At 65.6% G+C, this 26,231-nt stretch carries 24 protein-coding genes and 1 pseudogene; 18 read left to right on the top strand and 7 right to left on the bottom strand.

The genetic code is table 11. The annotated features are described in order from the left end of the window. Positions 1 to 24 precede the first annotated feature (24 nt). From K8U54_RS04065 to K8U54_RS04050, 4 genes are all read right to left on the bottom strand, one after another. Entirely contained in the window at positions 25 to 2,496 is a 2,472-nt protein-coding gene (locus K8U54_RS04065; RefSeq protein WP_434060012.1) for a penicillin acylase family protein, read from the bottom strand. 178 nt (positions 2,497 to 2,674) lie between these two features. Beyond that, positions 2,675 to 3,127, bottom strand: a complete 453-nt coding sequence (locus K8U54_RS04060; RefSeq protein ID WP_249908984.1) for a DUF2489 domain-containing protein — start codon at positions 3,125 to 3,127, stop codon at positions 2,675 to 2,677. Next, positions 3,117 to 3,317: an SEC-C metal-binding domain-containing protein gene (locus K8U54_RS04055; RefSeq protein ID WP_036986841.1), complete on the bottom strand. Its 201-nt coding sequence runs from the start codon at positions 3,315 to 3,317 to the stop codon at positions 3,117 to 3,119. The genes K8U54_RS04060 and K8U54_RS04055 overlap by 11 nt, the downstream gene beginning before the upstream one ends. A 5-nt stretch (positions 3,318 to 3,322) precedes the next feature. Next, positions 3,323 to 3,820, bottom strand: coding sequence for an LEA type 2 family protein (locus tag K8U54_RS04050; RefSeq protein ID WP_249908983.1), 498 nt, complete (start codon positions 3,818 to 3,820; stop codon positions 3,323 to 3,325). Between the two features lie 209 nt (positions 3,821 to 4,029). Between K8U54_RS04050 and K8U54_RS04045 the strand changes: the two genes are divergently transcribed. After that, on the top strand, positions 4,030 to 4,572 hold the full coding sequence (locus K8U54_RS04045; protein ID WP_249908982.1) for a hypothetical protein: 543 nt from the start codon (positions 4,030 to 4,032) through the stop codon (positions 4,570 to 4,572). A 9-nt stretch (positions 4,573 to 4,581) separates the two neighbouring features. On the opposite strand, the gene K8U54_RS04040 is transcribed toward K8U54_RS04045, so the two are convergent. Both K8U54_RS04040 and K8U54_RS04035 read right to left on the bottom strand, forming a co-directional pair. Next, the gene (locus K8U54_RS04040) at positions 4,582 to 5,064 is read right to left on the bottom strand and encodes a YchJ family protein (protein WP_249908981.1); all 483 of its coding nucleotides are present in this window, start codon (positions 5,062 to 5,064) and stop codon (positions 4,582 to 4,584) included. A gap of 2 nt (positions 5,065 to 5,066) precedes the next feature. Beyond that, entirely contained in the window at positions 5,067 to 5,564 is a 498-nt protein-coding gene (locus tag K8U54_RS04035; protein WP_249908980.1) for a DUF6231 family protein, read from the bottom strand. A gap of 442 nt (positions 5,565 to 6,006) precedes the next feature. Between K8U54_RS04035 and K8U54_RS04030 the strand changes: the two are divergent. The 3 genes and pseudogenes from K8U54_RS04030 to K8U54_RS04020 all read left to right on the top strand — a co-directional run. Then, positions 6,007 to 6,363: pseudogene (locus K8U54_RS04030) on the top strand (OmpA family protein); the annotation flags it as partial. 153 nt (positions 6,364 to 6,516) lie between these two features. Further along, positions 6,517 to 6,828: a DUF1145 domain-containing protein gene (locus K8U54_RS04025; protein WP_249908979.1), complete on the top strand. Its 312-nt coding sequence runs from the start codon at positions 6,517 to 6,519 to the stop codon at positions 6,826 to 6,828. Beyond that, a complete protein-coding gene (locus K8U54_RS04020) occupies positions 6,816 to 7,580 on the top strand; it encodes a collagen-like protein (protein ID WP_249908978.1) in 765 nt (254 codons plus the stop codon). The genes K8U54_RS04025 and K8U54_RS04020 overlap by 13 nt, the downstream gene beginning before the upstream one ends. Before the next feature lie 26 nt (positions 7,581 to 7,606). On the opposite strand, the gene K8U54_RS04015 is transcribed toward K8U54_RS04020, so the two are convergent. Beyond that, complete coding sequence (locus tag K8U54_RS04015; protein WP_249908977.1) at positions 7,607 to 8,068, bottom strand: CopD family protein; 462 nt, start codon at positions 8,066 to 8,068, stop codon at positions 7,607 to 7,609. Between the two features lie 247 nt (positions 8,069 to 8,315). Here K8U54_RS04015 and dinG point away from each other — a divergent pair, with 247 nt between their 5' ends. The 14 genes from dinG to K8U54_RS03945 all read left to right on the top strand — a co-directional run bounded on the left by dinG (position 8,316) and on the right by K8U54_RS03945 (position 26,225). Further along, complete coding sequence (gene dinG / locus K8U54_RS04010) at positions 8,316 to 10,460, top strand: ATP-dependent DNA helicase DinG (protein WP_249908976.1); 2,145 nt, start codon at positions 8,316 to 8,318, stop codon at positions 10,458 to 10,460. 311 nt (positions 10,461 to 10,771) lie between these two features. Then, entirely contained in the window at positions 10,772 to 13,036 is a 2,265-nt protein-coding gene (locus K8U54_RS04005) for a beta-agarase (protein ID WP_249910391.1), read from the top strand. Between the two features lie 48 nt (positions 13,037 to 13,084). Then, positions 13,085 to 14,230, top strand: a complete 1,146-nt coding sequence (locus tag K8U54_RS04000; RefSeq protein ID WP_249908975.1) for a serine hydrolase domain-containing protein — start codon at positions 13,085 to 13,087, stop codon at positions 14,228 to 14,230. 89 nt (positions 14,231 to 14,319) lie between these two features. Beyond that, positions 14,320 to 15,159 (top strand): OmpA family protein, encoded by an 840-nt coding sequence (locus tag K8U54_RS03995; protein ID WP_249908974.1) that lies wholly within the window; start codon positions 14,320 to 14,322, stop codon positions 15,157 to 15,159. Between the two features lie 48 nt (positions 15,160 to 15,207). Continuing rightward, a complete protein-coding gene (gene pdxH, locus K8U54_RS03990; protein WP_249908973.1) occupies positions 15,208 to 15,855 on the top strand; it encodes a pyridoxamine 5'-phosphate oxidase in 648 nt (215 codons plus the stop codon). Between the two features lie 65 nt (positions 15,856 to 15,920). After that, entirely contained in the window at positions 15,921 to 17,027 is a 1,107-nt protein-coding gene (locus tag K8U54_RS03985; RefSeq protein WP_249908972.1) for a sugar diacid recognition domain-containing protein, read from the top strand. 148 nt (positions 17,028 to 17,175) lie between these two features. Beyond that, on the top strand, positions 17,176 to 18,534 hold the full coding sequence (locus K8U54_RS03980; RefSeq protein ID WP_249908971.1) for a GntP family permease: 1,359 nt from the start codon (positions 17,176 to 17,178) through the stop codon (positions 18,532 to 18,534). A gap of 55 nt (positions 18,535 to 18,589) precedes the next feature. Next, positions 18,590 to 19,732: a glycerate kinase gene (locus K8U54_RS03975; RefSeq protein WP_249908970.1), complete on the top strand. Its 1,143-nt coding sequence runs from the start codon at positions 18,590 to 18,592 to the stop codon at positions 19,730 to 19,732. 177 nt (positions 19,733 to 19,909) lie between these two features. Next, positions 19,910 to 20,374, top strand: coding sequence for a hypothetical protein (locus K8U54_RS03970; RefSeq protein ID WP_249908969.1), 465 nt, complete (start codon positions 19,910 to 19,912; stop codon positions 20,372 to 20,374). 476 nt (positions 20,375 to 20,850) lie between these two features. Next, positions 20,851 to 23,643, top strand: coding sequence for a monovalent cation/H+ antiporter subunit A (locus K8U54_RS03965; RefSeq protein WP_249908968.1), 2,793 nt, complete (start codon positions 20,851 to 20,853; stop codon positions 23,641 to 23,643). Further along, complete coding sequence (locus K8U54_RS03960) at positions 23,643 to 23,969, top strand: Na+/H+ antiporter subunit C (RefSeq protein WP_249908967.1); 327 nt, start codon at positions 23,643 to 23,645, stop codon at positions 23,967 to 23,969. The genes K8U54_RS03965 and K8U54_RS03960 overlap by 1 nt, the downstream gene beginning before the upstream one ends. Beyond that, entirely contained in the window at positions 23,969 to 25,471 is a 1,503-nt protein-coding gene (locus K8U54_RS03955; protein ID WP_249908966.1) for a monovalent cation/H+ antiporter subunit D, read from the top strand. The genes K8U54_RS03960 and K8U54_RS03955 overlap by 1 nt, the downstream gene beginning before the upstream one ends. Further along, the gene (locus K8U54_RS03950; RefSeq protein WP_249908965.1) at positions 25,468 to 25,971 is read left to right on the top strand and encodes a Na+/H+ antiporter subunit E; all 504 of its coding nucleotides are present in this window, start codon (positions 25,468 to 25,470) and stop codon (positions 25,969 to 25,971) included. The genes K8U54_RS03955 and K8U54_RS03950 overlap by 4 nt, the downstream gene beginning before the upstream one ends. Next, a complete protein-coding gene (locus tag K8U54_RS03945) occupies positions 25,956 to 26,225 on the top strand; it encodes a K+/H+ antiporter subunit F (RefSeq protein ID WP_042555266.1) in 270 nt (89 codons plus the stop codon). Before K8U54_RS03950 ends, K8U54_RS03945 begins: the two co-directional genes overlap by 16 nt. Positions 26,226 to 26,231: the final 6 nt, after the last annotated feature.

Genomic DNA, 26,231 nt, shown 5'->3' with positions numbered 1-26,231 from the left:
TGCGCTGCGCACCGCTGTTGTGCGTCAAGGCGTCAGCAGCAGGCGTTTGCGCCCGTAGGTCTTCTCCAGGTTCTGTTGCAGCACCGGGAAGCTCAGGTACTGGGCGCGGCGCCAGGCGTCGATGCCGTCGGCATAATGGGGGCTGGCCGGGTTGCCGGACTGCCCGGAGCTGTTGAGGCCGATCATCGGTTCTTCGCGGCCGAAGTCGACGATCATGCGCATGCTCGGGATCAGCCAGGTGTCGAAATCCTGGCCCCAGTTGTAGGCCGAAACGTTCAGGGTGCTATGGTCGCCACCGGCTGGGTAGGGGCCGCGATCCAGGTAGCCCTTGAGCGAGGCGATGCTGGCGCGCTGGCCGGCACCCAGGTACGGCGCCATCTGCGTGCTGCCGCTCAGCCACTCGTAGGTGTGCAGCTTGCCCCACTGCCACGCCGTGCGCTGATTGCCCAGGCGCTGTTCGAGCAGCTCGATGCTGGCCGCCAGGCTACGGGCCAGGATCGCCGGCTTGTCTTCCTTCTGGGTGGTGCGCACGTCGTCCCAGAACGGGCTGTCGTCGCGGCCGAGCAGGTGATCGGCTTGTGCCGAGTAGGACAGGTTGGCGGTGTTCACCAGCGCCTGCCAGGCCGGCGAGGTGTCCGGGCCCAGTTCGTCGAGAAAGATCTCCCGCGCGCTCTGCTGCAGGAAAGCGCCATACACGGCGGCGTCGGCCGAGTTGGCCGACAGCTTGCCGTCGAAGGCCATCAGTCGGCTCAGGGCTTCGCGGGCCTTGCCGCGCTGCGGCTCGGGCAGGCGGTCGATGGCCTGGCGCAGCGGTTCGGCCATGTTCTGCGCCTCGAGCATGCCCTGCAGCTTGGCGACGAAGGGCGAGGTCTGGTCGTACTGCATGGCGATCATGCTCTGCGTGTCGTGGCGGCCGCTGCCAGCCAGCTGGGCGATGCGCTCGTAGCGCTCCGGCCCATACCAGGAGTTGGACAGCTGCATGCCGTAGCCGCGCGGTGCGCTGCGCTGGTTGGCACTGCCCAGCCAGCCCTGCTGCGGGTCCTGGTCATAGGGGTGGAGCATCGGGTCGGCGAAGCCGTCCCACTCGTAGCGGCTGTCCCAGCCTGGGGAGGGCACCAGGCCCTGGCCTTCGCGGCGGTTGGGGAAGCGCCCGGTGACCTGCCAGCCGATATGCTCGGCATCGGCGAACACCAGGTTCAGCGGCATGGCGCGGATTTCCCGGGTCGCCTCGAAGGCCTGCTCCACGGACTGGGCGCGGGACAGATCGAAGAAGGCGTCGAGGCTGGCATCTTCCTCGAATTGTGCAGTCTTCAGCGCCAGGCCATAGCCGCTCTGCAATTGCAGCGGCTGCAGCGGATGTTTGCGCTCGCCCAGCACGCTGTTGAGCAGCGGGCCGTGGCGGGTTTCGTGGATCGTTTCGCGGATCGGTTTCTGGCCCTTGACGAAGAAGGTTTCCTGACGCTGCAGGGCCGGCTGCCATTTGCCATCGGCGAGGTACAGCAGGCGATTGCCTTCGCGCTTGACCTGCTCGAGGAACAGGTCCTGGTTGTCGCCCATGACCATGGTCATGCCCCAGGCCAGCTTGCCGTTGAAGCCGGCGACCACCGCGGGGATGCCCGCGACCGTGACCCCGGAGGCCTGGAATTTCGGCGCACGGATCTGCACGAAGCTCCACACCGAGGGCAGCTCGATCGGCAGGTGCATGTCGTTGGCCAAGAGGCTCTTGCCGCTGCGGCTGCGCGACGGGCCGATGGCCCAGTTGTTCGAGGCGGCGACGCCGAGCATGTGCTGCTCGGACACCTGCGCTGCGGCGCTCTTCACCGCCTGCAGGCCGGGGATGCTGCCGCCCAGGGCGAGGCCCTTGAGCTTGTCGGCTTCCTCGAACGGCAGCGGCTCGTCCGGATAGGTGGGCAGCAGCCAGGCGAGTTTGTCGGCGCCGACCTTCTGGGTCAGGCTCAGGGCGGCGATTTCTTCCTGCAGGTTCACCGACAGGCCGAAGTTGAGCAGGCAGAACACCAGCACCGAGTCTTCCGGCTTCCAGTACGGCGGGCGATAGCCAGCCTCGGCCAGGTCCATCGGCAGCTTGTCGCGGTAGCGGAACAGGTAGGCATTGACGCCCCGGGCGTAAACCTCGAAGAACGCCTTCATGCGTGGCGAGGCATTCTTGTAGAGCACCTCGGCGCTCTTCTTGAGGTTCACCGCGCGCATGAACCGGTCCATTTCCAGCGCGCCGGGGCCGGCCATCTCCGCCAGGCGACCTTCTGCCATCAGGCGCAGGCTGACCATCTGGCTGAGGCGATCGCTGGCGTGCACGTAGCCCAGGGTGAACAGGGCGTCGTGGAAGGTGTGAGTCTCGATCAGCGGCATGCCGAGCGGGTTGCGGCGCACCGAAGCGGTCTGCGCCAGGCCCTGCACGCGAAAGGAGCCCTGATCCGGCGCCACACTGCTGCGGTAACGGCTGTCGAGCAGGGATTGGCAACCGCTCAGCGCGACCATGCTGGTGACGAGGCCGGCCAGGCTCAGGGTGGCGAGAGGGCGGAAAGCGCGCGGCAACATGCGGCGGACTCCTGAAGGATAGAGAGGGTGGTGGGCGGGCGCCCCGGGCGCGAAGGCGCTAAAGGTAGAGAGCCCCATGGCGCCTGGCAAGTGGCGCGAGGGGTGACGCGACGTGGGGTCAGGGGCGCGCAGCCAGTCCTGTGTCGAGCAGCCAGCGCGCCGCCTCGTGAGCCTGCTGCTGGTGGGCTTCGGCCAGCTCGGCAAAACGCGCCTCGTGCTGGCGGCGTTCGGCGCGGCTCAGGGCCTGCCAGCCGGCATGGGTCGGCACATGGGACGTGGCGTCATATAGCTGCTGGAACACCTGGGCCTGGGGCGCGAGGGTGAGCGTGCTGTCGTAGTTGTCGAGCAATACCTTGATGCGGATGGCACCTTCGACCAGCGGCAATTGGCCGTCGAGCAAGGAGGAGGCCAGCACACGAAGATCGTCGTGCAGGCGCTGACGTTGCGCGAGGCGCACCTCGGCCTGCCGGCGCTGCCTGGCCCAGACCCGGCGCCAGAGGTAAGCAGCGTAGAAGGCAAGTGCGCCGACGATCAGTACCGCAAGCAGGATCAGGAGGCGATCAGGCCCCATGGCACTTCTTGAATTTCTTCTCGCTGCCGCATGGGCAAGGATCATTGCGGCCAACGTCCTTCAGGGCGTTGCGCACCGGCTCCTGGGGGCCATGGTTGCAGTGCGGGCCGTGCACGTGGCCGTGGTGGCCATGATCATGGTCGTGATCGTGGTTGCAGTCAGGGCCGTGGACATGGGGTTGCTGGGTCATGCGGGTCACTCCGGAAGATAATCGCCGGGAATTATCTCGCCATTGCGCGCCATGTGCACGCGGCGGCCGAAGAATAATCCGGTTTTCACCTCACCCCGCAAGCGATAACTGATGGGCTGGTCGGGCTCTTCCAGCAGCTTGACCACCTGGCGTACGTGGCGCCACAGGTTGGTGCGTACCGGGACGTCGAATTCCAGGTGCCCCTTGGCCGGCACGGTGAACCAGACTTCCGATTCGCCATCAGCGAGCAGCACGTCGTTCAGGTGCACCACGTAGTTCAGGCCACGTACCGGCAGGCTGACGTCGTTGGGGTTGTCGATGCGAAAGCGCAGGATGAAGCGCTGTTCGAGCAGTTTGGCCTTGACCACGTTGACGTCCACGAGACGCACGTCCGGGTCTTCGAAACTGTCCGAGAACCAGGTCGAGCAGCCGCTCAGCGCCGTGCCCATACCCAGGAATACCATTAGGCTAAGAATTCTTATCATTTGCGCCTGATAAAACATTTCATACTCCGTTCGAGGCCCCAGTGTAACAAGAGACGGCGTTACTGCCCTAGGGTCTGTTGTCATCATTGCGCACGGCAGGCGGTTGCGGAAAATGCCGACCGACTCTCGTGTACGCGCAAAAAGCTGCGTCATACTGGCCTGCACGCATTGAGGTTTTATTGCCGTGGCCGAAATGGCGCGGCGAGCCGACAGAAAGGAAGGGAATGATGGCGCGATACGAGATCGCATTTTCCGGTGAGCTGGTGCCTGGTGCTCAGCTGGAGGTGGTGCAGGCCAACCTGGCCAAGCTGTTCCAGGCCGATGCCCAGCGCATCGCCCAGTTGTTTTCCGGACGCCGCGTGGTGATCAAGAACAACCTGGACGAGGCTGGCGCCGAGAAGTATCGCAGCACCCTGGAGCGCGCCGGGGCTCGGGTCGAGGTGGTCGACACCGAGGCGCAGGTCGTCGAGGAAATCGAGCTGGCGCCACCGCCACCTGCCGCCCCTGTCGGTCAGGCACCGGCACAGCCTGTCGGCCGGCTGGTGGTCGCGCCACGGGACGAGTACATGGCGGCGTTCTCGGACGTGGATGCGCCGGATTTCGGCGTGGCCGCATTGGGCGCGGATCTGCAGGACGGCAAGGCGCCGGTGGCCGCGCCCGATCTGGATCTGTCCTCGCTGAGCCTGGCGCCGGTGGGCAGCGACATGGGCCAGGCCAAGGCGCCGCCAGCTGCGCCGGCGCCGGACACTTCGCACCTCAAGCTGCTGTGAGATGCGCCTCTACAGGTAGGTCGCGCAGCACTTCTTGAACTTCTGGCCGCTAGCGCACGGGCAGGGGTCGTTGCGGCCCGCCTGCAAACCCACGGTCGGGTCGATGAAATACCAGCGGCCTCCATTCTGCACGAAGGCCGAGCGCTCGCGGTGGCTGTGCTCACCATCGGCGTCGTGCCAGCGGGCCACGAAGGTCACCCGGGCATGCTCGGGCTGACCGCCAAGCAGCTCGGAGTGCTCCACCTCCAGGCCCAGCCAGGTGCTCTGCAGGCTCCAGGCACGAATGCCTTCCACCTCCAGGTTCGCCTGCTGCGCCGGCAGCGAGGTCGCCACCAGGTAATCCACATTGCCCAATACGTAGGCGCTGTAGCGCGAGCGCATCAGGCTCAGGGCGCAGGGCGCGGCGGCGCCGTCGTGATAGCGCCCGCAGCAGGCGGCCAGCGGGTCGCCGCTGCCGCACGGGCAGCCGCTTGGGGTCGCGTCAGGCTTCATGCTTACCACCAGTACTTGCCAAAATTTTCCGGGTTGGCCCAGAACTTGGCGTTCAGCCAGTCGGGCGCCTGTTTGTATTCGAGCAAATCGTAGGTGAACAGGCTGAGCACCTGCTCGTCGCGCGCGAAACGCTCGCTGACCTGCAGTGCCAGGGCAAAGAAGTCGGTGTCCTTCCAGCCACAGGCGGGCAGGTCGACCAGCACCGCCATGCGGCTGGCATTGAGGTTGCGAATGCCGCCGAGCAACTGCAGGCCTTCCTTTCGCTGCAGGTGCTCCAGGCAATCGACCACCACGGCGAGGTCGAAGCGTTGCCCGGCGAGGTCGCCGCAAAGACTGCCAGGCGCGGCGTGGGCGATCAGGCTGTGCGGATGAGCCTGCTCGAAGGCACGTACCGCCGGCTGTTCGCTGGCACTGACCAGCAGCAGCCGAGCGGGCGCATAACGTTGCAGTAGAGCGGCCAGTGATTGCTGGGGGGTACGGGCAGATGTGATCTGGCTCATCGATAACCTCGAAACGATCACAAAAGACTACCGCGGCGCAACAGATTCAACTAGAACTGTTCGGCCTGCAGTGATGTCGTAGTGCTGTCTGGCAGATTTAAAAGCGGGCGTCTTTAATCCAGAGTGTCGGTTTTTGCGCCGATTCCCATTAGGAGACTTGCATATGAGTATTACAAGGAAAGCGGTACCCCTGATCATTGCGTCCACCTTTCTGACGGGCTGCGCTGGCGTCCAGAAATCCGACTGGCCGACCTGCGCTGCCGTTGGCGGTGTCAGCGGTGCCGCTCTGGGTGCCATCGAAAGCTCGGCCTGGGCAGGTGGTGGTGCGGTAATTGGCGCCGGCTTCGCCGCTGCCTATTGCTGGGTTCATGGCGCAGACGATCAGCAAGTAGCTGTCGTTGAAGAAACGGTCGTGGTCGAGGAAACCGTTGCGCCAGAGCCGGTTGCCGAAGCGGTACGTGTCGAGCTGGACGTGAAGTTCGACTTCGACAAGTCGCAGGTCAAGCCGGAAAGCATGGGCGACATCCAGAGCCTGGCTGATTTCATGAAGCAATATCCGCAAACCACTACCGTGGTTGAAGGCCATACCGACTCCGTTGGTACCGACGCCTACAACCAGAAACTGTCCGAGCGCCGTGCCAATGCCGTGCGTGAGGTGCTGGTCAACCAGTACGGTGTGGGTGGTACCCGCGTCAACGCAGTCGGCTATGGCGAAAGCCGCCCGGTTGCCGACAACGCCACCGAAGAAGGCCGTGCGATCAACCGTCGCGTGGAAGCCGAAGTCGAAGCCCGGCCATAAGCCCAGCTCGATCTTCGTGAGCAGCCTGGCCGGCCCCGTGCCGGCCAGGAACACGATGTCACGCAATGGACATCGTTTTCGTTTCGCCCCTCTGTTTCCCAGCCCATAAACCCAGTAATGTGCCGCACATTCACAGCTAGGGTGGAGCGGGCAATGAAGATCATCTCAGGACTGGGCAAGCTGCTGGTGACGCTGTTCTGGTGCGTCGTGCTGGCCAATCTGATCTCCCCTTATGCACAACCCTTCGCGCAGCTGCTGACCCTTGCCGGTCTCGCCGTGCTGGGCCTGCATCTGGCCGAACTGGTGCTGTTCAATGGCGTGCTTCGCGCGCGCCCGCGGGTGGCCATCGAGCGAGCCAAGGTGCTGGCGTTCGGCATCTTTCATATCGCCTCGCTGCCTGCTGCCGAGCCCCTGCCCGCGGCGGTAGCACTGAACGCCGAGGAGGTCGCCCCATGCGCAAGCTGATTCTCCTGGCGGCGTTGTGCTGCCCGTTGGCGGCGCTCGCTGCGGCGGTCATCGAAGTCGATTCCCACCATTTCACGCGTTTGCCCGTGCAGGGCAGTGTTCTGCAGCTGGACCGGGTCGCCGTGGCGGACAGCGGTACGTTGCTGATTCCCGTCGGGGTCAGCGAAGTGCGTATCGGTGAGTTGTACCTGGGCCACGATGCGCAGATCGCCATCGCGCCCTCGAACGAGCGTCTGCTGCTGGATATCGGCACCGGCCGGATTGCCGCGGGTGCGCAGATCAGTGCGCCGGGGGCGCCAGGTACGCCGCAACAGGCGGCCATGCCTGGGCGCACCCTGGTGATTCGCATGCAGTCGGTGAGCACCGAGCCCTGGTTGCTCGATGCCCGTGGCGGCCGTGGTGCGGCGGGTTATGCCGGCCTGGATGGTGCCAACGGCAAGGCAGGCGGTTGTGCGTGGGGCAAGGCCAGTGCCGGTCACGACGGCCAGGATGGTAGCGACGGTCACCCTGGCGCGCCGGGTGGGCAGGTTCGCCTGGAGGTGCCCAGCGACTTTCCTGTCGAGCACGTGCAGGCGCGTCTCGATGGCGGCGCGGGCGGCCCGGCGGGTGCGGCGGGCAATGCCGGTCGCGGCGGGGCGAGCAAGGGTTGCTGGATCTACAGTACCCGCGCCGGCCTCGATGGTCGCCCTGGCGTACCTGGGCAACCCGGTACCCCGGGCCATGCCGGGCGCTTGGATGTGGTGCGTTTCTAACTGAAAAGGGCCTAGGCCCTTTTTCATTAAAGGCTGGGTCGCGCCGCGGCAAGGGCCACCACGGCCAGACCCAGCAGCAGGTTGACAGCGACCAGGCGGCGGATACGCACCAGCACGGCGCCTGCTGCCGGCCAGTCCTGCGCCTCGACGGCGCGGCGCATGCCGGGCAGTTGCAGCGCCTGGATGCGCAGGAACAGTGCCAGCATGGCCAAGTACAGGCCCATCATCACCTGCACGTAGCGCGGCGCACCATCGAAACCGCTGAAGCCCATGTGCAGCAGGCCGATGCCGCTGACCGGCAACACCACGACGGCCATCCACACCCACACGAAGAAGCGGCGGAAAACCTCGAGCCACAACGTTAGGCGCTCCGGCGCCTGCAGGGTGCCGGCGGCCGGACGCAACACCATCCACGCGAAGAACATGCCGCCGACCCAGATCAGCGCCGCGAGCAGGTGCAAGGTGTAGACGAGGGAATAGGGGGGCATTCAGCACTCCGGTAGCCAGCGGATCACCACCGCGCCGTTGCACAGCCTTCTGCTCGGCTGGCGCGTGTCGAGCAGGTCGCTGCGACCTGCCGTGATCGGTTTCAAAGTCGGGCCCGCTGGCGCTTGTGGCCGTACTCTTCATCGGGAGTCGGCAAGCGAATCAGCACAGGGGCGATAGGCGCGTTATGATAGCGGCCGTTAGCGAATACTGAAAATATATCCAGCCTTTTCTCAGCCAAGATCCTTAATGCTCAGCACCGAACTCAAGACCCAGATTCAGGGCGCCTACTCCCGTTTTCTCGAATCCAAGGGCCTCAAGCCTCGCTACGGGCAACGCCTGATGATCGCCGAGGTCGCCAAGGTACTGGGCACCATCAAGGCCGACGACGAAGGGCGCCGGCTCGGTGATCCCGCCGTGGTGGCCGTCGAGGCCGGCACCGGCACCGGCAAGACCGTGGCCTATTGCATGGCCGCCATTCCCACCGCCAAGGCGGCGGGCAAGCGCCTGGTGCTGGCGACCGCCACCGTGGCGCTGCAGGAGCAGATCGTGCACAAGGACCTGCCCGATCTGATGCGCAACAGCGGCCTGAATTTCAGCTTCGCCCTGGCCAAGGGCCGCGGTCGTTACCTGTGCCTGTCCAAGCTCGACGTGCTGCTGCAGGAAGGCCAGGCGCAGAGTTCCACGGCGCAGCTGTTCGAGGAGGAGGGCTTTCGCATCGATGTGGACGAGGAAGGCCAGAAGCTGTTCACCTCCATGATCGAGAAGCTCGCCGGCAACAAATGGGACGGTGACCGTGACAGCTGGCCCCAGGAGCTGGAAGACAGCCGCTGGGCGCAGCTGACCACCGACCACAGCCAGTGCACCGGCCGCCATTGCCCGAACTTCGGGCAGTGCACCTTCTACAAGGCCCGCGAAGGCATGGGCAAGGTCGACGTGATCGTCACCAACCACGACATGGTGCTGGCCGACCTCGCCCTGGGCGGCGGCGCCGTGTTGCCCGACCCGCGCGACACCCTGTACGTGTTCGACGAAGGCCATCACCTGCCCGACAAGGCCATCGGCCACTTCGCCCATTTCACCCGCCTGCGCTCCACGGCCGACTGGCTCGAGCAGATCGCCAAGAACCTCAGCAAGCTCTTGGCCCAGCACCCGCTGCCGGGCGATCTCGGCCGGCTGATCGAGCAGGTGCCGGAGCTGGCCCGCGAGCTGAAGAGCCACCAGCAGTTCATGTTCAGCGCCTGCGAGCAGGTGGCGGACTTCAAGCCCGGCGAGGACATGGAAGGGCGAGAACGGCCGCGCCACCGTTTCGTCGGCGGCGTGGTGCCCGAGCACCTGATCGAACTGGGCCTGGAACTGAAGAAGGGTTTTTCCAAGCTCAACGACCTGTTCACCGGCGTGACCGAAAAGCTCAAGGAAGCCATGGACGGTGAGACCAGCATCGGCATCGCCAGCCATCAGGCCGAGGAGTGGTACCCGCTGTTCGGCAGCCTGCTGGCGCGCGCCCAGGGCACCTGGGAGCTGTGGTTGGCGTTCACCGCCGAAGATCCCGAGAACAGCCCGCCCATGGCGCGCTGGCTGACCCTGGCCGAGAGCGGCGCGCTGTTCGATATCGAGGTCAACGCCAGCCCGATCCTGGCGGCCGAAACCCTCAGGCGCAACCTGTGGAGCGTCGCCTACGGCGCGCTGGTCACCTCGGCGACCCTTACCGCGTTGGGCACCTTCGACCGTTACCGCATGCGCGCCGGCCTGCCCAAGGTCGCGGCGACGGCGGTGGTGCCCAGCCCCTTCCACCATGCCGACGCCGGCGTGCTGCGCGTGCCGGACCTCAAGGCCGATCCGCGCAACGCCGCCGAGCACACCGCGGCGATCATCCGCGAACTGCCGGCGCTGGTGCAGGGTTCGCGCGGCACGCTGGTGCTGTTTTCCTCGCGTCGGCAGATGCAGGACGTGTTCGACGGCCTGGAGCGTGACTGGCGCAAGCGCGTGTTCATCCAGGGCAACCTGTCCAAGCAGGAAACCCTCAACAAGCACAAGGCGCGAGTCGACAGCGGCGAGGAGAGCGTGCTGTTCGGCCTGGCCAGCTTCGCCGAGGGCGTCGACCTTCCGGGCGCCTACTGCGAGCACGTGGTGATCGCCAAGATTCCCTTCGCCGTGCCGGACGATCCGGTCGAGGCGGCCCTGGCCGAATGGATCGAAGCGCGCGGCGGCAACCCGTTCATGGAAATCGCCGTACCCGACGCCTCGTTGCGCCTGGTGCAGGCGTGCGGGCGCCTGCTGCGCACCGAAGAGGACCGCGGCACCATCACCCTGCTGGATCGGCGGGTGGTCACCCAGCGCTATGGCAAGGCGATCCTCAACGCGCTGCCGCCGTTCCGACGGGAAATCAGCTAGGCCTGCGGCGCCGCTCGACGAAAAAAACACCCCGCAAGGTCAGTCATCTGACATGCGGGCTTTGCGGTGGAGCCCCCATCTGTCGCACTATTGCGCCTGCGCGCGTGAGGCGCGGCAAAAGGCTCGTGACGGGATAGTCTCGGGCACTCATATTCGTCGTCGAGTTGCGGGGAGAAGGGGTCTTGAAGGTCAACACCTGGCTGCTGTCGGCCGATCATTCGGGGCGCTGCACTACGCACGCACCCGCGGGTCTGGTTACCAAAGTTCTGTCACTGTGCATAGCTGCAGCCCGTCCTCGACATCCATTGGCGATCAAGCGCCTGGCGCTGGTCACGCTGCTCGGCCTGCCGGCCCTGGGCCATGCGGCCGATCGCCAGGAGCTGTTCAACTTCGTACGGCCGATGGACGCCGTGCAGGTGTCCGGCGACAACGCCTACCTGCCCAGCGTCACGGCCGAAAGCGCCGCCCAGGGCGAGATCCTGCGCCGCGTGTCCTTCAACCCGAGCGAGCGTCCGACCCTGCGCCTGACGCCGCAAACCGGCACCTGGGACTGGTCCGAGGCGAGCGCCATGAGCCTGCGCGTGCAGAACGCTATGGACTGGGCGCTGACTCTGGACGTCACCATCGAAAGTGCCGATGGCAAGCGCCTGACCAGCCAGATCGCCCTGCCTGCCGGCCCGGCGCAGACGCTGCTGATGCCGCTGGGCGCCACCTCGCCGCGAGCCCAGGGCATGCGCGCCGGGGCACCGATGCCCTGGCGTTACGACGGCCGCCTGTTGCTGCTGGCAGAAACCGTGAAGGGTGAAATCGACCTCAGGAACGTCTCCGCCGTGACCCTGTCGATCCCCAACCCCCAGGCCGCGCAGCACATACTGCTGGGCCGCTTCGGCGTGCGTGGCAGCGGCGATCTGGAGCAGGCCTACAAGGGGATCGTCGATGGCTACGGTCAGTTCACCCGCCGCGACTGGCCGGGCAAGATCAAGAACGACGAGCAGCTGCGCCAGGGCGTGGTCCAGGAAGACAAGCAGTTGCAGGCCTGGCAGGCCGAGCATCCCAAGCAGGACATCTATGGTGGCTGGATCGGCGGCCCGTCGTTCGAGGCCACCGGGTTTTTCCGCACCGAGAAACGCGGTGGGCGCTGGTTCCTGGTCACCCCGGAAGGCAATCCCTTCTATTCGCTGGGCGTGAACACCGTGACCGGCACCCAGAGCCAGACCTATGTAGAAGGGCGCGAGAAGATGTTCAGTGCCCTGCCGGCCGAGAGTGAGCCACTGGCCGCGTTCTATGGCAGTGGCAGCAACGAATCCGATACTGGCGCCAACCGCGGCCGCGATTTCGACAAGGGTCGCTGGTACGACTTTTACGCCGCCAACCTGCAGCGCACCTATGGTGAGCAGAAGCCCCAGCTGTGGCGCGAGCGTGCGCAGAACCGCCTGCAGGCCTGGGGCTTCAACACCCTGGGCAACTGGAGCGACAACGACTTCGCCCTCGACAAGCGCATGCCCTACAGCATTCCGTTGTCCATCCATGGCGACTACGCCACCATCAGCACCGGCATCGACTGGTGGGGCGGCATGCCCGACCCGTTCGACCCGCGGTTCGCCATGGCCGCCGAACGCGCCATCGCCATCGCCACCCGTGACCACCGTGACGATCCCTGGGTGATGGGCTACTACGCCGACAACGAACTGGCCTGGGCCGGGCCGGCAGAGGATCCGCTGTCGCGCTATGCGCTGGCCTACGCCACGCTGCGCCTGACTACCGACGTGCCGGCCAAGCGGGCCTTCCTCAAGCAACTGCGCGACAAGTACCGCAACCAGGAAGGGCTGTCCAAGGCCTGGGGCATCGACCTCAAGGCCTGGGAACTGATGGAGGACCCGGGCTTCGAGGCGCCACCGGTCAACCCGGCCTACCCGGCCATCGAAAACGACATGAAGCGCTTCTTGCGCCTGTTCGCCGATACCTACTTCAAGACCATCGCCGACTCCCTCGACTGGCACACGCCCAACCACCTGCTGCTGGGCGGCCGCTTTTCCGCGAGCATTCCCGAGGCGGTGCAAGCCTGCGCCGAGTACTGCGACGTGCTGAGCTTCAACTTCTACACCCGCGAGCCGCAGCATGGCTATGACTTCGAGGCCCTGCGCAAGCTGGACAAGCCGTTGCTGGTCACCGAGTTCCATTTCGGCTCCCGCGACCGTGGCCCGTTCTGGGGCGGCGTTGCCGAGGTGTACAAGGAAGAGGAGCGGGGCCCGGCCTATGCCAACTTCCTGAAAAAGGCCCTGGAAGAGCCGCAGATCGTCGGCGTGCACTGGTTCCAGTACCTCGATCAGCCGGTCACCGGGCGCCTGCTCGACGGCGAGAACGGTCACCTGGGCCTGGTGGCGATCACCGACCGGCCGTGGGATGGCTTCGTCAGCGCCGTACGCAAGGCCAACCTGAGCGTACCGCCGCTGGTGCTCGAGCAGGCTGCCCAGGAGCCCGAGCCAACACCTGCCGCCGCGCCTGCCGGGGAGGCCGTACCGGCCCCCGCGCCGGCCGTCGATGGCGACGCGCCAGCCGCCGAGGCCAAGCCGTAATCACCGCGCGCCGGCTCGGCTGGCGCCTTTTCCATGCAGGAGCAGTCAGTGCAGATTCAGGGTTACTTCGACCTCAAGTTCGAAGCGGTAAAAGACGCGTTCGCGGCCTTGTTCGACGACCTGCAGGAGCGTGGCGCCGCGCTGTGCGTGCAGGTGGGGGGCGAAACCGTGGTGGACATCTGGGCCGGGGTCGCCGACAAGGACGGCCAGCAGGCCTGGCACAGCGATACCATTCTCAACCTGTTCTCCTGCACCAAACCGTTTACTGCGGTAACCGCCTTGCAGCTGGTGGGCGAGGGCAAACTCGAGCTGGATGCGCCAGTCGCGCGTTACTGGCCGGAGTTCGCCGCTGCGGGCAAGGAGCGCATCACCCTGCGCCATTTGCTCAGCCACCAGGCCGGGCTGCCGGCGATCCGCGCCAGCCTGCCTGCCGAAGCACTTTACGACTGGCAGACCATGACCGCCGCCATGGCCGCCGAGGCGCCCTGGTGGGCGCTGGGCGAGGGTCACGGTTATGCGCCGATCACCTTCGGCTGGCTGGTCGGCGAGTTGCTGCGGCGGGTCGAGGGGCGTGGCCCGGGCGAGTCGATCGTGGCACGTACCGCCAGGCCGCTGGGCCTGGATTTTCACGTCGGCCTGGCGGACGAGGAGTTCCACCGCGTCGCCACCATCAGTCGCGGCAAGGGCAACCTGGGGGATGGGGCAGCGCAGCGCATGCTCAAGACCATGATGACCGACGCCCAGGCGATGACCACCCGGGCGTTCACCAACCCGCCGTCGATCATGACCAGCACCAACAAACCCGAGTGGCGACGCATGCAGCAGCCCGCCGCCAATGGCCATGGCAACGCCCGCAGCCTGGCCGGATTCTACAGCGGCCTGCTCGATGGCAGCCTGCTCGACAGCCAGTTGCTCGCTGAACTCACCCGTGAACACAGTGTCGGTGAGGACAGAACATTGCTGACGTCGACCCGTTTCGGCCTCGGCTGCATGCTCGACCAGCCCACCGTGGCGAATGCTACCTACGGCATGGGGCCAGGCGCCTTCGGCCACCCCGGTGCCGGCGGTACCACCGGTTTCGCCGACCCGGAGCGCGATGTGGCGGTGGGTTTCGTTACGAATAACCTGGGGCCGTTCGTCTTAATGGATCCGCGTGCACAGAAACTTGCGGTTATCTTATGTGAGTGTTTTTAAGAACCGCGCTTAAACTGTTGCGCAGTAACGCTTTTAGCTGACTCCGGATTACCCGGGTGACTTCGACCGCTTAGATACTGGATGAACCGATGCTTTCCTATAAGACTTGCGCGCTGGCGCTTTGCGTACTGCTGACAGGTTGCTCCCTGTTCGAGAAGAAGGAAGATCCCAAGCCGGTTCCCATGCCGCCGCCCGAAGTCACCCAGGCCTGGCTGGACGAATACGAGCCGCTGGTGCGTGACGCGATCAAGGACAGCAACTTCGAGATGGAGCGTCGTGAGAACCTGCTGGTGGTCACCGCGCCGGTCAAGGGCTCGTTCAACCCGGATCGCCCGGGCATGCTGCTGCCGGTCACCCTGGGCCCGATCACCCGCGTGGCCAAGGTAATGGAAAAAGACAGCAAGGTCGGCGTGCTGGTACTCGGCCATGCCGACAGCAGCGGTGCCCTGGAGACCAACCGCGCGCTGAGCCTCGAGCGTGCCCGCGCGTTCACCGCCATCTTCCGCCTCAGCGGCCTCAAGCAGGATCGCCTGATGGTCAAGGGCATGGGCCCGGACATGCCGCGCGCCGCCAATGACAGCGCTAACGGCCGTGAGCTCAATCGCCGCGTGGAGATTCTGCTGACCCGCCAGGACACCCTGCAGGCCCTGATCGCCAAATACAGCACGCCGGAACCGGCACCGGCTGCCGCCACGGCCGTTGCCGCGGCCGACAAACCCGCCGAGAAAGCCGCTGCCAAGGCTGACGCCAAACCTGCGGGCAAAACCGTGGCCAAGGCTTCTACCAAGTCCAAGCCCAAGGCCGCTGCAAAACCAGCCGCCAAGCCAGCTGCCAAGGCGGTCGCCAAAACTGCCGACAAGCCCGCCGCCAAGAGCACCACCAAGCTGGCCGATGCCAAGAAAGTGGTTGCCGCAGATCAAGCCAAATAAGGCGTGTCCCGTTAAGCTAGGGTCTTTGTCGCTTCCGAGAATACGCTCATGACTCAGACCCTGGCCGACATGCGCCGTGATTACACCCGTGACGGGTTGAGCGAGGATCAGGCGCCGCTCGAGCCCCTCGCGCTGTTCAGAAGCTGGTTCGCCGACGCGGTGAAAACCGAGCAGCTCCCCGTGGAACCCAATGCCATGACCCTGGCGACCGTCGATGCCGATGGTCGCCCGCATTGCCGTGTGCTGCTGCTCAAGGGTCTGGACGAGCGGGGCTTCACCTTCTTCAGCAACTACCAGAGCGCCAAGGGCGAGCAGCTGGAGGCCAACCCTTTTGCCGCGCTGACCTTCTTCTGGCCGACCCTGGAGCGCCAGGTGCGTATCGAAGGGCGAGTCGAGCGGGTGACGCCTGCCGAGTCCGACGCCTACTTCCAGGTGCGCCCGCTGGGCAGCCGCCTCGGTGCCTGGGCCTCGCCGCAAAGCAAGGTGATCCACGACCGCGGCGAGCTGGAAGGCCTGCTGGCGCAAACCGAACGACGCTTCGCCGACCAGGCGCCCGAGTGCCCGCCACACTGGGGCGGTTATCGCCTGCTGCCCGAACGCATCGAGTTCTGGCAGGGGCGTGCCAGCCGTCTGCACGACCGTCTCGACTATCGCCGCGAGGGCGAAGCCTGGCTGCGCCAGCGCCTGGCGCCCTGACCACCTGCGGTCGTCCACACTGGCACCCGGCCGACGTCGTCGGCTTCCATCGCGCAGACCCCAGCATGCTTGAACTCGACTCCACCCTGGCCCAGCACATCGTCGATCGCGCCATGGCCATCCTGCCCTACAACATCAACGTGATGGATGCCCAGGGCATGATCATCGGCAGCGGCGACCCGCTGCGCCTGCACACCCGCCATGAAGGGGCGCAACTGGTGCTGGCCAACCGGCGGGTGGTGGAGATCGACGAGCAGGCCGCGACCTGCCTGCGTGGTGTACGCCCTGGGGTGAATCTGCCCTTGCTGCATGCCGATGAGCTGATCGGCGTACTGGGCATCACCGGCGACCCCGAGGTGGTGCGGCCCTACGCCGAACTGGTGCGCATGGCCGCGGAGATGCTGGTCGAGCAGCGTCAGTTGCAAGCCGAACGGCATTGGCAGCGCCATCAGCTGGACGCCTGGTTGCGTCAGCTGTTCGACCCGTCGGTTGCCATCGCCACCCTGAGCGCCGAAGCCGAGCGTCAGGGCCTGACGTTCAACTGGCCGCGTCAGGTATGCCTGCTGGAATTGCACGAGCAGGGCGAGCCCCTGGCGCAGCAGGCTCGGCTGCTGGGCGCCATGGCTGGCAAGAAGGAACACCTGTGGGCGCCTTTGGGCATGCGTGAACTGCTCTGGTGCCGACCGGTAGCTGCCGGCCAGGACGATCATCATTGGCTGGAGGGCGCCGATGAACGTAGCTGGGGCGTGACTCGCCTGTTGGTCAGCGATGCGGTGCGGTCGCATGCTCAATTGCGTCAGGCGTGTCTGGCGCTGCGTGATCTGCAGGCGTTTGCCCGAGCGCGTCACCCGGCCTCGCGTCTGGTGGCACTGGAAGAGCATCGTTTGCCAACCCTGCTGCATGCCCAGCGCAACAGCTGGCTGCTGCAGGGCTGGCTGGCACCGTTGAAGCAGGTGCTCGCCCAGGACGGCAATGGCGTGCTGCGCGAAACCCTCGAAGCCTGGTGTGAGCACGATGGCCAGGTGCAGAGCTGCGCGGCGGCACTGGGGATCCATCGCAACACCCTGCGCTATCGCCTCGAGCGCATCGCCGAGCTCAGCGGCGTGGAGCTGACGCGTCTGGATCGCCGTCTGCAGTTGTCGCTGGGGCTGGGATTGATCGAGCCGGACTGATTGCCGCCTTCCGGGGTGATGCCACTGCACAGTAAAAGGCCTCCGCTTTGTTTCTTCTGTTGTGCGAATGAACAGGGTGTCGCCCGGTAGTGCTGGGTGACAATGTCCGGTACCTAGCAAATCACATAACAACAACGAGGACACCGGCATGGCTCTGGTTCTGATCCTGGTCGCACTGATCGCGTTCATCGTGGTGTCGACCACCCGTCTCAAGCTGCATCCCTTCCTGGCTCTGCTGGCGGCGGCCCTGATCGCCGGCTTCGCTTACCAGTTGCCCCATCAGGACATTCTCAAGACCGTCGCCACGGGCTTCGGTGGCATCCTGGGCAACATCGGTATCGTCATCGTGCTGGGCACCATCATCGGCGTGATCCTCGAGCGCAGCGGCGCCGCGATCACCATGGCCGAGACGGTCATCAAGCTGCTCGGCGAGCGCTTTCCCACCCTGACCATGTCGATCATCGGTTACCTAGTGTCGATTCCGGTGTTCTGCGATTCCGGTTACGTGATCCTCAATTCGTTGAAGAACGCCCTGGCGGCGCGCATGAAGGTCTCGGTAGTGGCCATGAGCGTGGCGCTGGCGACCGGCCTCTACGCCACCCACACCTTCGTGCCGCCGACGCCCGGGCCGATTGCCGCCGCCGGTAACCTTGGCCTCGGTTCCAGCCTGGGCCTGGTGATCGTCGTCGGTCTGGTGGTGGCGATGGTCACCGCGCTGGCCGGCATGCTCTGGGCCAACCGTTTCATCGGCAAGGACATCGAGCTGGTGGACGACGGTACGCCCATGCCGGGCAGCGAGGACTTCGCCGCCCTGCGCGCTCAATACGGCACCCTGCCCAGTGCAACCCAGGCCTTCGCGCCGATCTTCGTACCGATCCTGCTGATCTGTCTGGGCTCGATCGCGGCATTTCCGAGCCGGCCGCTGGGCGATGGCACGCTGTTGAGCGTACTGAGCTTCCTGGGCCATCCGGTAATGGCGCTGCTGGTCGGTCTGGCCTTGGCGTGCACCCTGCTCAAGGGCAATGGCAAGCGCCAGAACCTGCATGACCGTGTCTCGGAGGGGATCGTGTCCGCTGCGCCGATCATTCTGATCACCGGGGCAGGGGGCGCCTTTGGCGCCGTGCTCAGCGCCACGCCGCTGGGCAATTACCTGGGAACCACCCTGTCCGCCTTGGGCGTAGGGCTGTTCATGCCCTTCCTGGTCGCCGCGGCCCTGAAAACCGCCCAGGGCTCGACCACCGTGGCGCTGGTGACCACCTCGGCGATGGTTGCACCGTTGCTTGGCCAGCTGGGCCTGGATAGCGAGATGGGCCGGGTACTGACCGTAATGGCCATCGGTGCCGGCGGCATGACGGTGTCCCATGCCAACGACAGTTTCTTCTGGGTGGTGACCCAGTTCAGCCGCATGCCGGTGGCCGTCGCCTATCGCGCGCAGACCATGGCCACCCTGATCCAGGGTGTGGTCGGCATCCTTACCGTGTGGCTGCTTAGCCTGGTGCTGCTCTAAGTCGCTTCTCTACGGGACGTCGCCTGCGGCGTCCCGCTGTCATCGAGGTCTGCCCATGAAAATCGTCATCGCGCCTGATTCCTTCAAGGAGAGCCTGAGCGCGCCCGAGGTGGCCCGGGCCATCGCCCGCGGCTGGCTGGCCGTATACCCGGACGCCGAAATCGCCCTGTGCCCCATGGCCGATGGCGGGGAAGGTACCGTGGACGCCGTATTGGCGGCCAGCGGCGGTGAGCGCCGCGAATTGACCGTGAAGGGTCCGCTGGCAACGCCGGTGAGCGCCCATTGGGGTTGGCTGGGCGACGGCACGGCGGTGATCGAAATGGCCGCCGCCAGTGGCCTGCATTGGGTGCCCAGCGAACAACGTGATGCCCGGGTGACCAGCAGCTATGGCACCGGGGAGTTGATCAGCGCAGCGCTGGATGCCGGCGCCACGCGGATCATCCTGGGTCTCGGCGGCAGCGCCACCAATGATGGTGGCAGCGGGTTGCTGCGCGCGCTGGGCGTGAGGTTTCTCGATGCCGGCGGTAACCAGTTGCGCCAGGGCGGTGCGGCACTGGCAGCGCTGCAACGGGTCGACCTCAGCGGGCTCGACGAGCGGCTGCAGCACGTGGAGGTGGATGTGGCGGCGGATGTCGACAATCCGCTGTGCGGCCCGAAAGGTGCGTCGGCGGTATTCGGTCCGCAGAAGGGCGCGAATCCCGAACAGGTCAAGGAGCTGGACGCGGCGTTGGCGCGCCTGGCCGAAGTGGTTGGTGAGGCCCTGGGCGAAGACTTCAGCACCTTTCCCGGCGTCGGGGCGGCCGGTGGCCTGGGTTTTGCCGCCAAGGCCTTTCTCGGTGCGCGCTTTCGCCCCGGCATCGAACTGGTGGCCGAGCTGTCCGGCCTAGCCGAGGCAGTGCGCGGCGCCGACCTGGTGATCACCGGGGAAGGGCGCCTGGATGCCCAGAGTCTGCATGGCAAGACGCCGGTTGGCGTGGCGCGGGTGGCGCAAGCGCAGGGTGTACCCGTGATCGCCCTGGCCGGCAGCCTGGGCGACGGCTACCAGCAGGTGCGCGAAGCCGGCATCGAAGCCTGCTTCAGCCTGGCACCGGGGCCGATTACCCTGGAACATGCCTGCGCCAACGCTGGGCAGGAGCTCGAAGCACGGGCGGCCGATCTCGCCAGGTTCTGGCGGCTGGCCCAGGCGGCACGCAGCTGATTCACCCTATGCCATGGTGATAATTGCCGATGGCAGCTGTCTATACTGCCATGGCGAATGTGCTCGGGTTCTGACCTGTACCGCAGCTGAACGCGTGAAGCAATTTGTCGGCAATCACAGTGACCGTCCTGGCGGCCAAGCTGTCATAGGGTTATCAGTCCAGTCTGGAGAATCGTCATGCTTAAACCTGGTCTTCTCGCCGTCCTGTTTGCTGCAGCGACGCTCACCCTCGGCGGCTGCGCATCCAGCCTGACCGGCGACAGCTACTCGCGCGACGAAGCGCGCGCCGTGCAGACCGTGCGCATGGGCACCATCGAGTCCCTGCGACCGGTGAAGATCGAAGGCACCAAGACCCCCATCGGGGGTGGTGCGGGTGCGGTGATCGGCGGCGTGGCCGGTAGCGGCGTCGGTGGTGGCCGCGGGTCTGCGGTCGCAGCGGTGATCGGTGCGGTAGCCGGTGGCCTGCTGGGCGCGGCCGCCGAGGAAGGCATCACCCGTACCCAGGGTGTGGAGATCACCGTTCGCGAAGACGACGGCAGCATGCGCGCCTACGTGCAGGCGGTCGAAGAGAACCAGATCTTCCGCGTCGGTGAGCGCGTACGCATCATGACCGTCAACGGTACCAGCCGCGTCACCCACTGACGGGTCCATTCACCCTGCGGGGCAAGAGGCCGGATCAGCTCGCTGATTCGGCCTCTTGCATTTTCAGGATCCGCTGAAAGCATCGAGCTAGAGGGGCTGAAGGCACTGCGGGCGGAACGCTCGAGAATCAGCCCGGAGATAGTTTTAGTAATAATTCTATCCATGACGTCAAGTCGATAGCTCAGCATAATCGAACGCGTTTCCTGGCGGGTTTTTGCAGCCTTCTGCTGGAAAAACAAGTCGAACGCTCGGAGTGTTTCATCAGTCAGTTATAGCGTGCCGCACGCTAGGCGCACACAGGTTCGTAACTGGCTCGACAGGCTCCGGGGCGGGCTGGCGCAGGTGGTTTCTCCACTTGCCGGGTTGGCATCACGCACACCATCGCAGGGATCGGCCGGGCGCCAGGCGACCGGCATTCTGGCACACACTAACTGGCCGTTTGGCTGCATGACGGGCTCGTACAAGGGGTTTAGTGTATGGCGCTTGCGCTGATCATCGCCTTACCATTTATAGGCATCTTTCTACCGCTGCTGGCTGACCGCATGGGCCGCTCGCTCTGCGCGCTGGCCGCGGCGCTCGGCCCGGCCGCCGCCTTGCTGCTGCTGTGGCTCCAGCAACCGGCGGTGTCCGCTGGCAACGTACAGGTGGTGAGCTATGCGTGGTTGCCGGAGTTGGGGCTCAATCTGAGCCTGCGCCTGGACGGCCTGGGGTTTCTTTTCGCCCTGATGATTCTCGGCATCGGCCTGCTGGTGATCCTCTACGCCCGTTACTACCTGAGCAAGCAGGAGCCCATGGGGCGTTTCTTCGCCTATCTGCTGCTGTTCATGGGGGCCATGCTGGGCGTGGTGCTTTCCGAGAACATGCTGCTGATGCTGGTGTTCTGGGAGCTGACCAGCCTGTCCTCGTTCCTGTTGGTCGGTTTCTGGAACGGCAGCTCGGATGCCCGCCGCGGCTCGCGCATGGCGCTGACCGTCACCGGCGGCGGCGGCCTGGCGCTGCTGGCCGGCATTCTGCTGCTGGGCAACATCGCCGGCAGTTTCGAGCTGAGCGAAGTGCTGGCGGCGGGCGACACCATTCGCAGCCACGGCCTGTATCCGATCACCCTGATCCTGATCCTGCTCGGCGTGTTCACCAAGTCGGCGCAGTTCCCGTTCCATTTCTGGCTGCCCCAGGCCATGGCGGCGCCAACCCCGGTCTCCGCGTACCTGCACTCGGCAACGATGGTCAAGGCGGGGGTTTTCCTGCTGGCCCGTTTATACCCGGCCCTGGCAGGCACCGAGTGGTGGTTCTACCTGGTCAGCATGACCGGCATGGCAACCCTGCTGTTCGGGGCGATCATGGCGCTGTTCCAGCATGACCTCAAAGGGCTGCTCGCCTATTCGACCATCAGCCATCTGGGCCTGATCACCCTGCTGTTCGGCTTCAACACCGACCTGTCCTCGGTCGCCGCGGTGTTCCACATCATTAACCACGCGACCTTCAAGGCCTCGCTGTTCATGGCCGCCGGCATCATCGATCACGAAACCGGCAGTCGCGACATGCGCCGTATCGCCGGGCTCTGGAAATACATGCCGCATACCGCCGTGCTGGCCATGGTGGCGGCTTCGGCAATGGCCGGGGTGCCGCTGCTCAACGGCTTCCTGAGCAAGGAAATGTTCTTTACCGAAACGCTCAATCAGGATCTGCTGGGCATCTTCAACTGGATGATCCCCACCGTCGCGACCCTGGCCGGGGTGTTCTCGGTGGCCTATTCGCTGCGCTTCATCCACGACGTGTTCTTCAACGGCGAGCCCAAGGACCTGCCCAAGTATCCGCCCCACGAGCCGCCGCGCTACATGAAGATTCCGGTGGAGATCCTGGTGTTCCTGTGCCTGCTGGTCGGCATGCTGCCGGCCTACACGGTGGCGCCGTTGCTGGCATCGGCGGCCAGCGCCACCCTGGGCGGCGAGGTGCCGTACTACAGCCTGGCGATCTGGCACGGTTTCAACGTGCCGCTGGGCATGAGCGTGGTCGCGCTGATCGGCGGCATCATCGTCTATGCCTGCCGCGAGCCGCTGTTCCGCTGGTACAACGGCATGCCGGAGATGGATGCCAAGGAGCTGTTCGAGCTGCTCAACGCACGCCTGGTGAAGAGCGCCCGCTGGCTGACCAAGCTGCTGGAAAGCGGCTCCCAGCAGCGTTACGTGGCCTTCCTGTTGCTCAGCGCGCTGATCCTGATCATCACCGCCCTGTCGCCGATGGAATCGCTCAGCGGCGATGTGCCGCTGACGCCGCCCGATGGCATCACCGTGCTCGGCATGGCCGTGCTGTGCGTGATGGCGGTGCTGACCGTGGTATTCCACCGCAATCGCCTCAAGGCGCTGATGACCCTGAGTTGCGCGGGCTTGATGGTGGCCCTGGCGTTCGCCCGTTATTCGGCGCCGGATCTGGCCCTGACCCAGTTGTCGGTGGAGGTGGTGACCATCATCCTGCTGGTGCTGGCGCTGTTCTTCATGCCCGATCGCACGCCGGTGGAGTCGAGCAGCCTGCGTGGCCTGCGTGACGTGCTGCTGGCCGGCGGCACCGGGATCGTCGTGGCGCTGCTGGCCTATGCGGTGATGACCCGACCGTACGACAGCATCGCCTCGTTCTTCCTCGAGAACAGCGTCAGCGGTGGCGGCGGCACCAACGTGGTCAACGTGATTCTGGTCGACTTCCGCGGCTTCGATACCTTGGGCGAGATCAGCGTCCTGGCAATCGCGGCGATCGGCATCTACGGCCTGCTGGCTGGCCTGCACCTGCCACACCCGCTTACCGATCCGAACGGCAAACTCTGGTCGCGGGACAGCCACCCGATGATTCTCGACAGCATCGCGCGCATCCTCCTGCCGATGGCGCTGCTGGTCTCGGCCTTCATCTTCCTGCGTGGGCACAACCTGCCAGGGGGCGGCTTCATCGCCGGGCTGATCACCGCCATCGCGCTGATCCTCCAGTACGTGGCCCATGGCGTGGAATGGACCCAGCGGCGCATGCCCTGGAGCTACCACAGCATCGCCGGCCTCGGGGTGCTGATCGCCGCACTGACCGGCCTGGGCAGCCTGGCTTTCGGTGCGCCGTTCCTGACCTCGGCGTTCGATTATTTCCACCTGCCGCTGATCGGTAAATTCGAGTTGGCCACCGCGCTGCTCTTCGACCTGGGCGTCTACCTCGCGGTGGTCGGTTCCACATTGCTGATCCTCTCCAACATCGGCCACGTCAGTCAGGATGAAACCAGCAAGGAGGTACTCTGATGGAAGCGCTATTCGCCATTACCCTCGGCGTGCTGGCCGCCAGCGGTGTTTACCTGCTGATGCGTGCACGCATCTACCCGGTGGTCATGGGCCTGACCCTGATCTCCTACGCGGTCAACCTGTTCCTGTTCGCCATGGGCCGCCTGGGTACCGGGGTGCCCGCGGTCATCGGCAAGAGCGCCGAGTACGGTGACCCGATTCCCCAGGCACTGGTGCTCACCGCCATCGTCATCGGCTTTGCCATGACGGCCTTCGTGGTGGTGCTGTCGTTGCGCGCCCTGGGTGAGCTGCGCACCGACCATGTCGATGGCGAGGAGTCGCGCTGATGAACCATGCGTTGATCCTGCCGATCCTGATTCCGCTGTTCACCGGCAGCCTGCTGCTGGTTCGCTCGCAGCTGTCGATCACCGCCAAGCGCTGGGTATCCCTACTGGCCACCTGGTCGCTGCTGCCGCTGAGCGCCTGGCTGGTGCTGCAGGCGGACGCCGGCGCGCTGCAGGTCTATGCCCTGGGCAACTGGCAGGCGCCGTTCGGCATCGTCCTGCTGCTCGACCGCCTGGCGGCGCTGATGCTGCTGGTGACCGCGGCGCTGGCCAGCTTCGCCATGCTCTATGCGGTACGCGGCGATGACCAGCGGGGCCCGAACTTCCATGCGCTGATGCAGTTTCAGTTGCTCGGCATCAACGGTGCCTTCCTGACCGGCGACCTGTTCAACCTATTCGTGTTCTTCGAGATCCTGCTGATCGCCTCCTACTCGCTGCTGGTCTATGGTGGCGGGCCAAAGCGCATCAAGGCGGGCATGCACTACGTGGTGCTCAACCTGGTGGCCTCGTCGTTCTTCCTGATCGGCGTGGGCATGCTCTATGGCCTGCTCGGCACCTTGAACATCGCCGACCTGGCGCTGAAGGTGGCCGAAGCCGATGCCGACCGCCAGCACCTGCTGGCCGCCGCCGGCTATCTGCTGCTGATCGTCTTCGGCCTCAAGGGCGCCATCCTGCCGCTGTACTTCTGGCTGCCCAATGCCTATGCGGCGGCCACGGCACCGGTGGCCGCCCTGTTCGCGGTGATGACCAAGGTCGGGCTGTACGCGATCATCCGGGTGTTCACCCTGGTGTTCGGCAGCGAGGCGGGGCAGCTGGCTCATCTGGTCGATTACCTGCTATGGCCGCTGGCGGCGCTGACCCTGCTGCTCGGTATGGCCGGCGCGCTGGCGGCGCGTAGCCTGGGCCGGCTGATCGGCTACCTGGTGATCGTCTCGGTCGGTACGCTGCTCGCAGGCGTCGCGCTGGGCAGTGTGCAAAGCCTGAGTGCGGCGCTGTACTACCTGATTCACAGCACCTGGATATGCGGCGGCCTGTTCCTGCTGGCCGACATGCTGGCCCGTCAACGCGGCGAGATAGGCTTGCGTCTGCGCAAGGGCCCGCAGTTGCTGCAGCCCAAGCTGCTGGGCGGGTTGTTCTTCATCGGCGCGATCTCCGTGGCCGGCCTGCCGCCGTTCTCCGGTTTCCTGGGCAAGCTGATGCTGCTGCGTTCGGTGGAAACCGGCTGGCAGGCAGTGGTGCTCTGGCCGGTGGTGCTGCTCGGTGGCCTGGGCATGATCATCGCCCTGGTGCGCGCCGGCAGCACGCTGTTCTGGCGCTGCACCGGCGAGCCGGCGGCAACTGCCGAGTTCGATCGTATCCGCGCGCTGGCGACCATTTGCCTGCTGGCTGGCGGGCCGCTGCTGGTCGCGGCGGCGCAGCCGATTCATGAGTACACCCAGGCGGCCGCCCAGCAGTTGCTGGACGTGAACGCCTATCTGCAGATCGTCCGCGGAGGTGAGCGATGAGCCTGTCCCGTCTGTTCCCCCACCCCATGCTCAGCGTGCTGCTCACGGTCATCTGGTTGCTGATGGTCAATGCGCCGAGCGTGGGCCACCTGGTGCTGGGCGCGTTTCTCGGTTGGGGCATCGCCCTGCTGTGCAGTGGCTTCATGCTCGACGTGCCGCGCCTGCGCCGCCCGCTGCTGCTGTGCCGCTACCTGTTGATGGTGCTGTGGGACATCGTCATCGCCAACCTGCACGTGGCGCGCCTGGTGCTCGGCTCCACGCGCAAGCTGCGCCCGGCATTCGTCGAGGTGCCGATGGACATCGAGAACGACTTCATGCTCTCGGTGCTCGCCTGCATCGTGTCGCTGACGCCGGGCACCGTGTCCTCGGGCCTCAGCAGCGACCACAAGACCCTGCTGCTGCATGGCCTGGACGTGGCCGATGACCAGGCGCTGATCGCCGAGGTCAAGTCGCGCTATGAAGCCCCGCTGATGGAGATTTTCGAATGCTCGCGTACGTGATTCCCTTCTGCATGACCCTGATGGGCGTTGCCGTGACCCTCAACGTGATCCGCCTGGTGCGCGGCCCGGACATGCCCGACCGGGTGCTGGCCCTGGACACGCTGTATATCAACGCCCTGGCGCTGATCGTGGTATTCGGCATCTGGCTGAAGTCGGATCTGTTCTTCGAGGCGGCCTTGCTGATCGCGGTCATGGGCTTCGTCGGCACCGTGGCGGTGGGCAAGCACCTGCTGCACGGCGAAATCATCGACTGAGGAGGT

This window comes from Pseudomonas fulva, from assembly GCF_023517795.1.
Lineage (GTDB): Bacteria > Pseudomonadota > Gammaproteobacteria > Pseudomonadales > Pseudomonadaceae > Aquipseudomonas > Aquipseudomonas fulva_D.
Note: the sequence above shows the minus strand (reverse complement) of the source record. Positions and strands in the feature narration are given on the sequence as shown.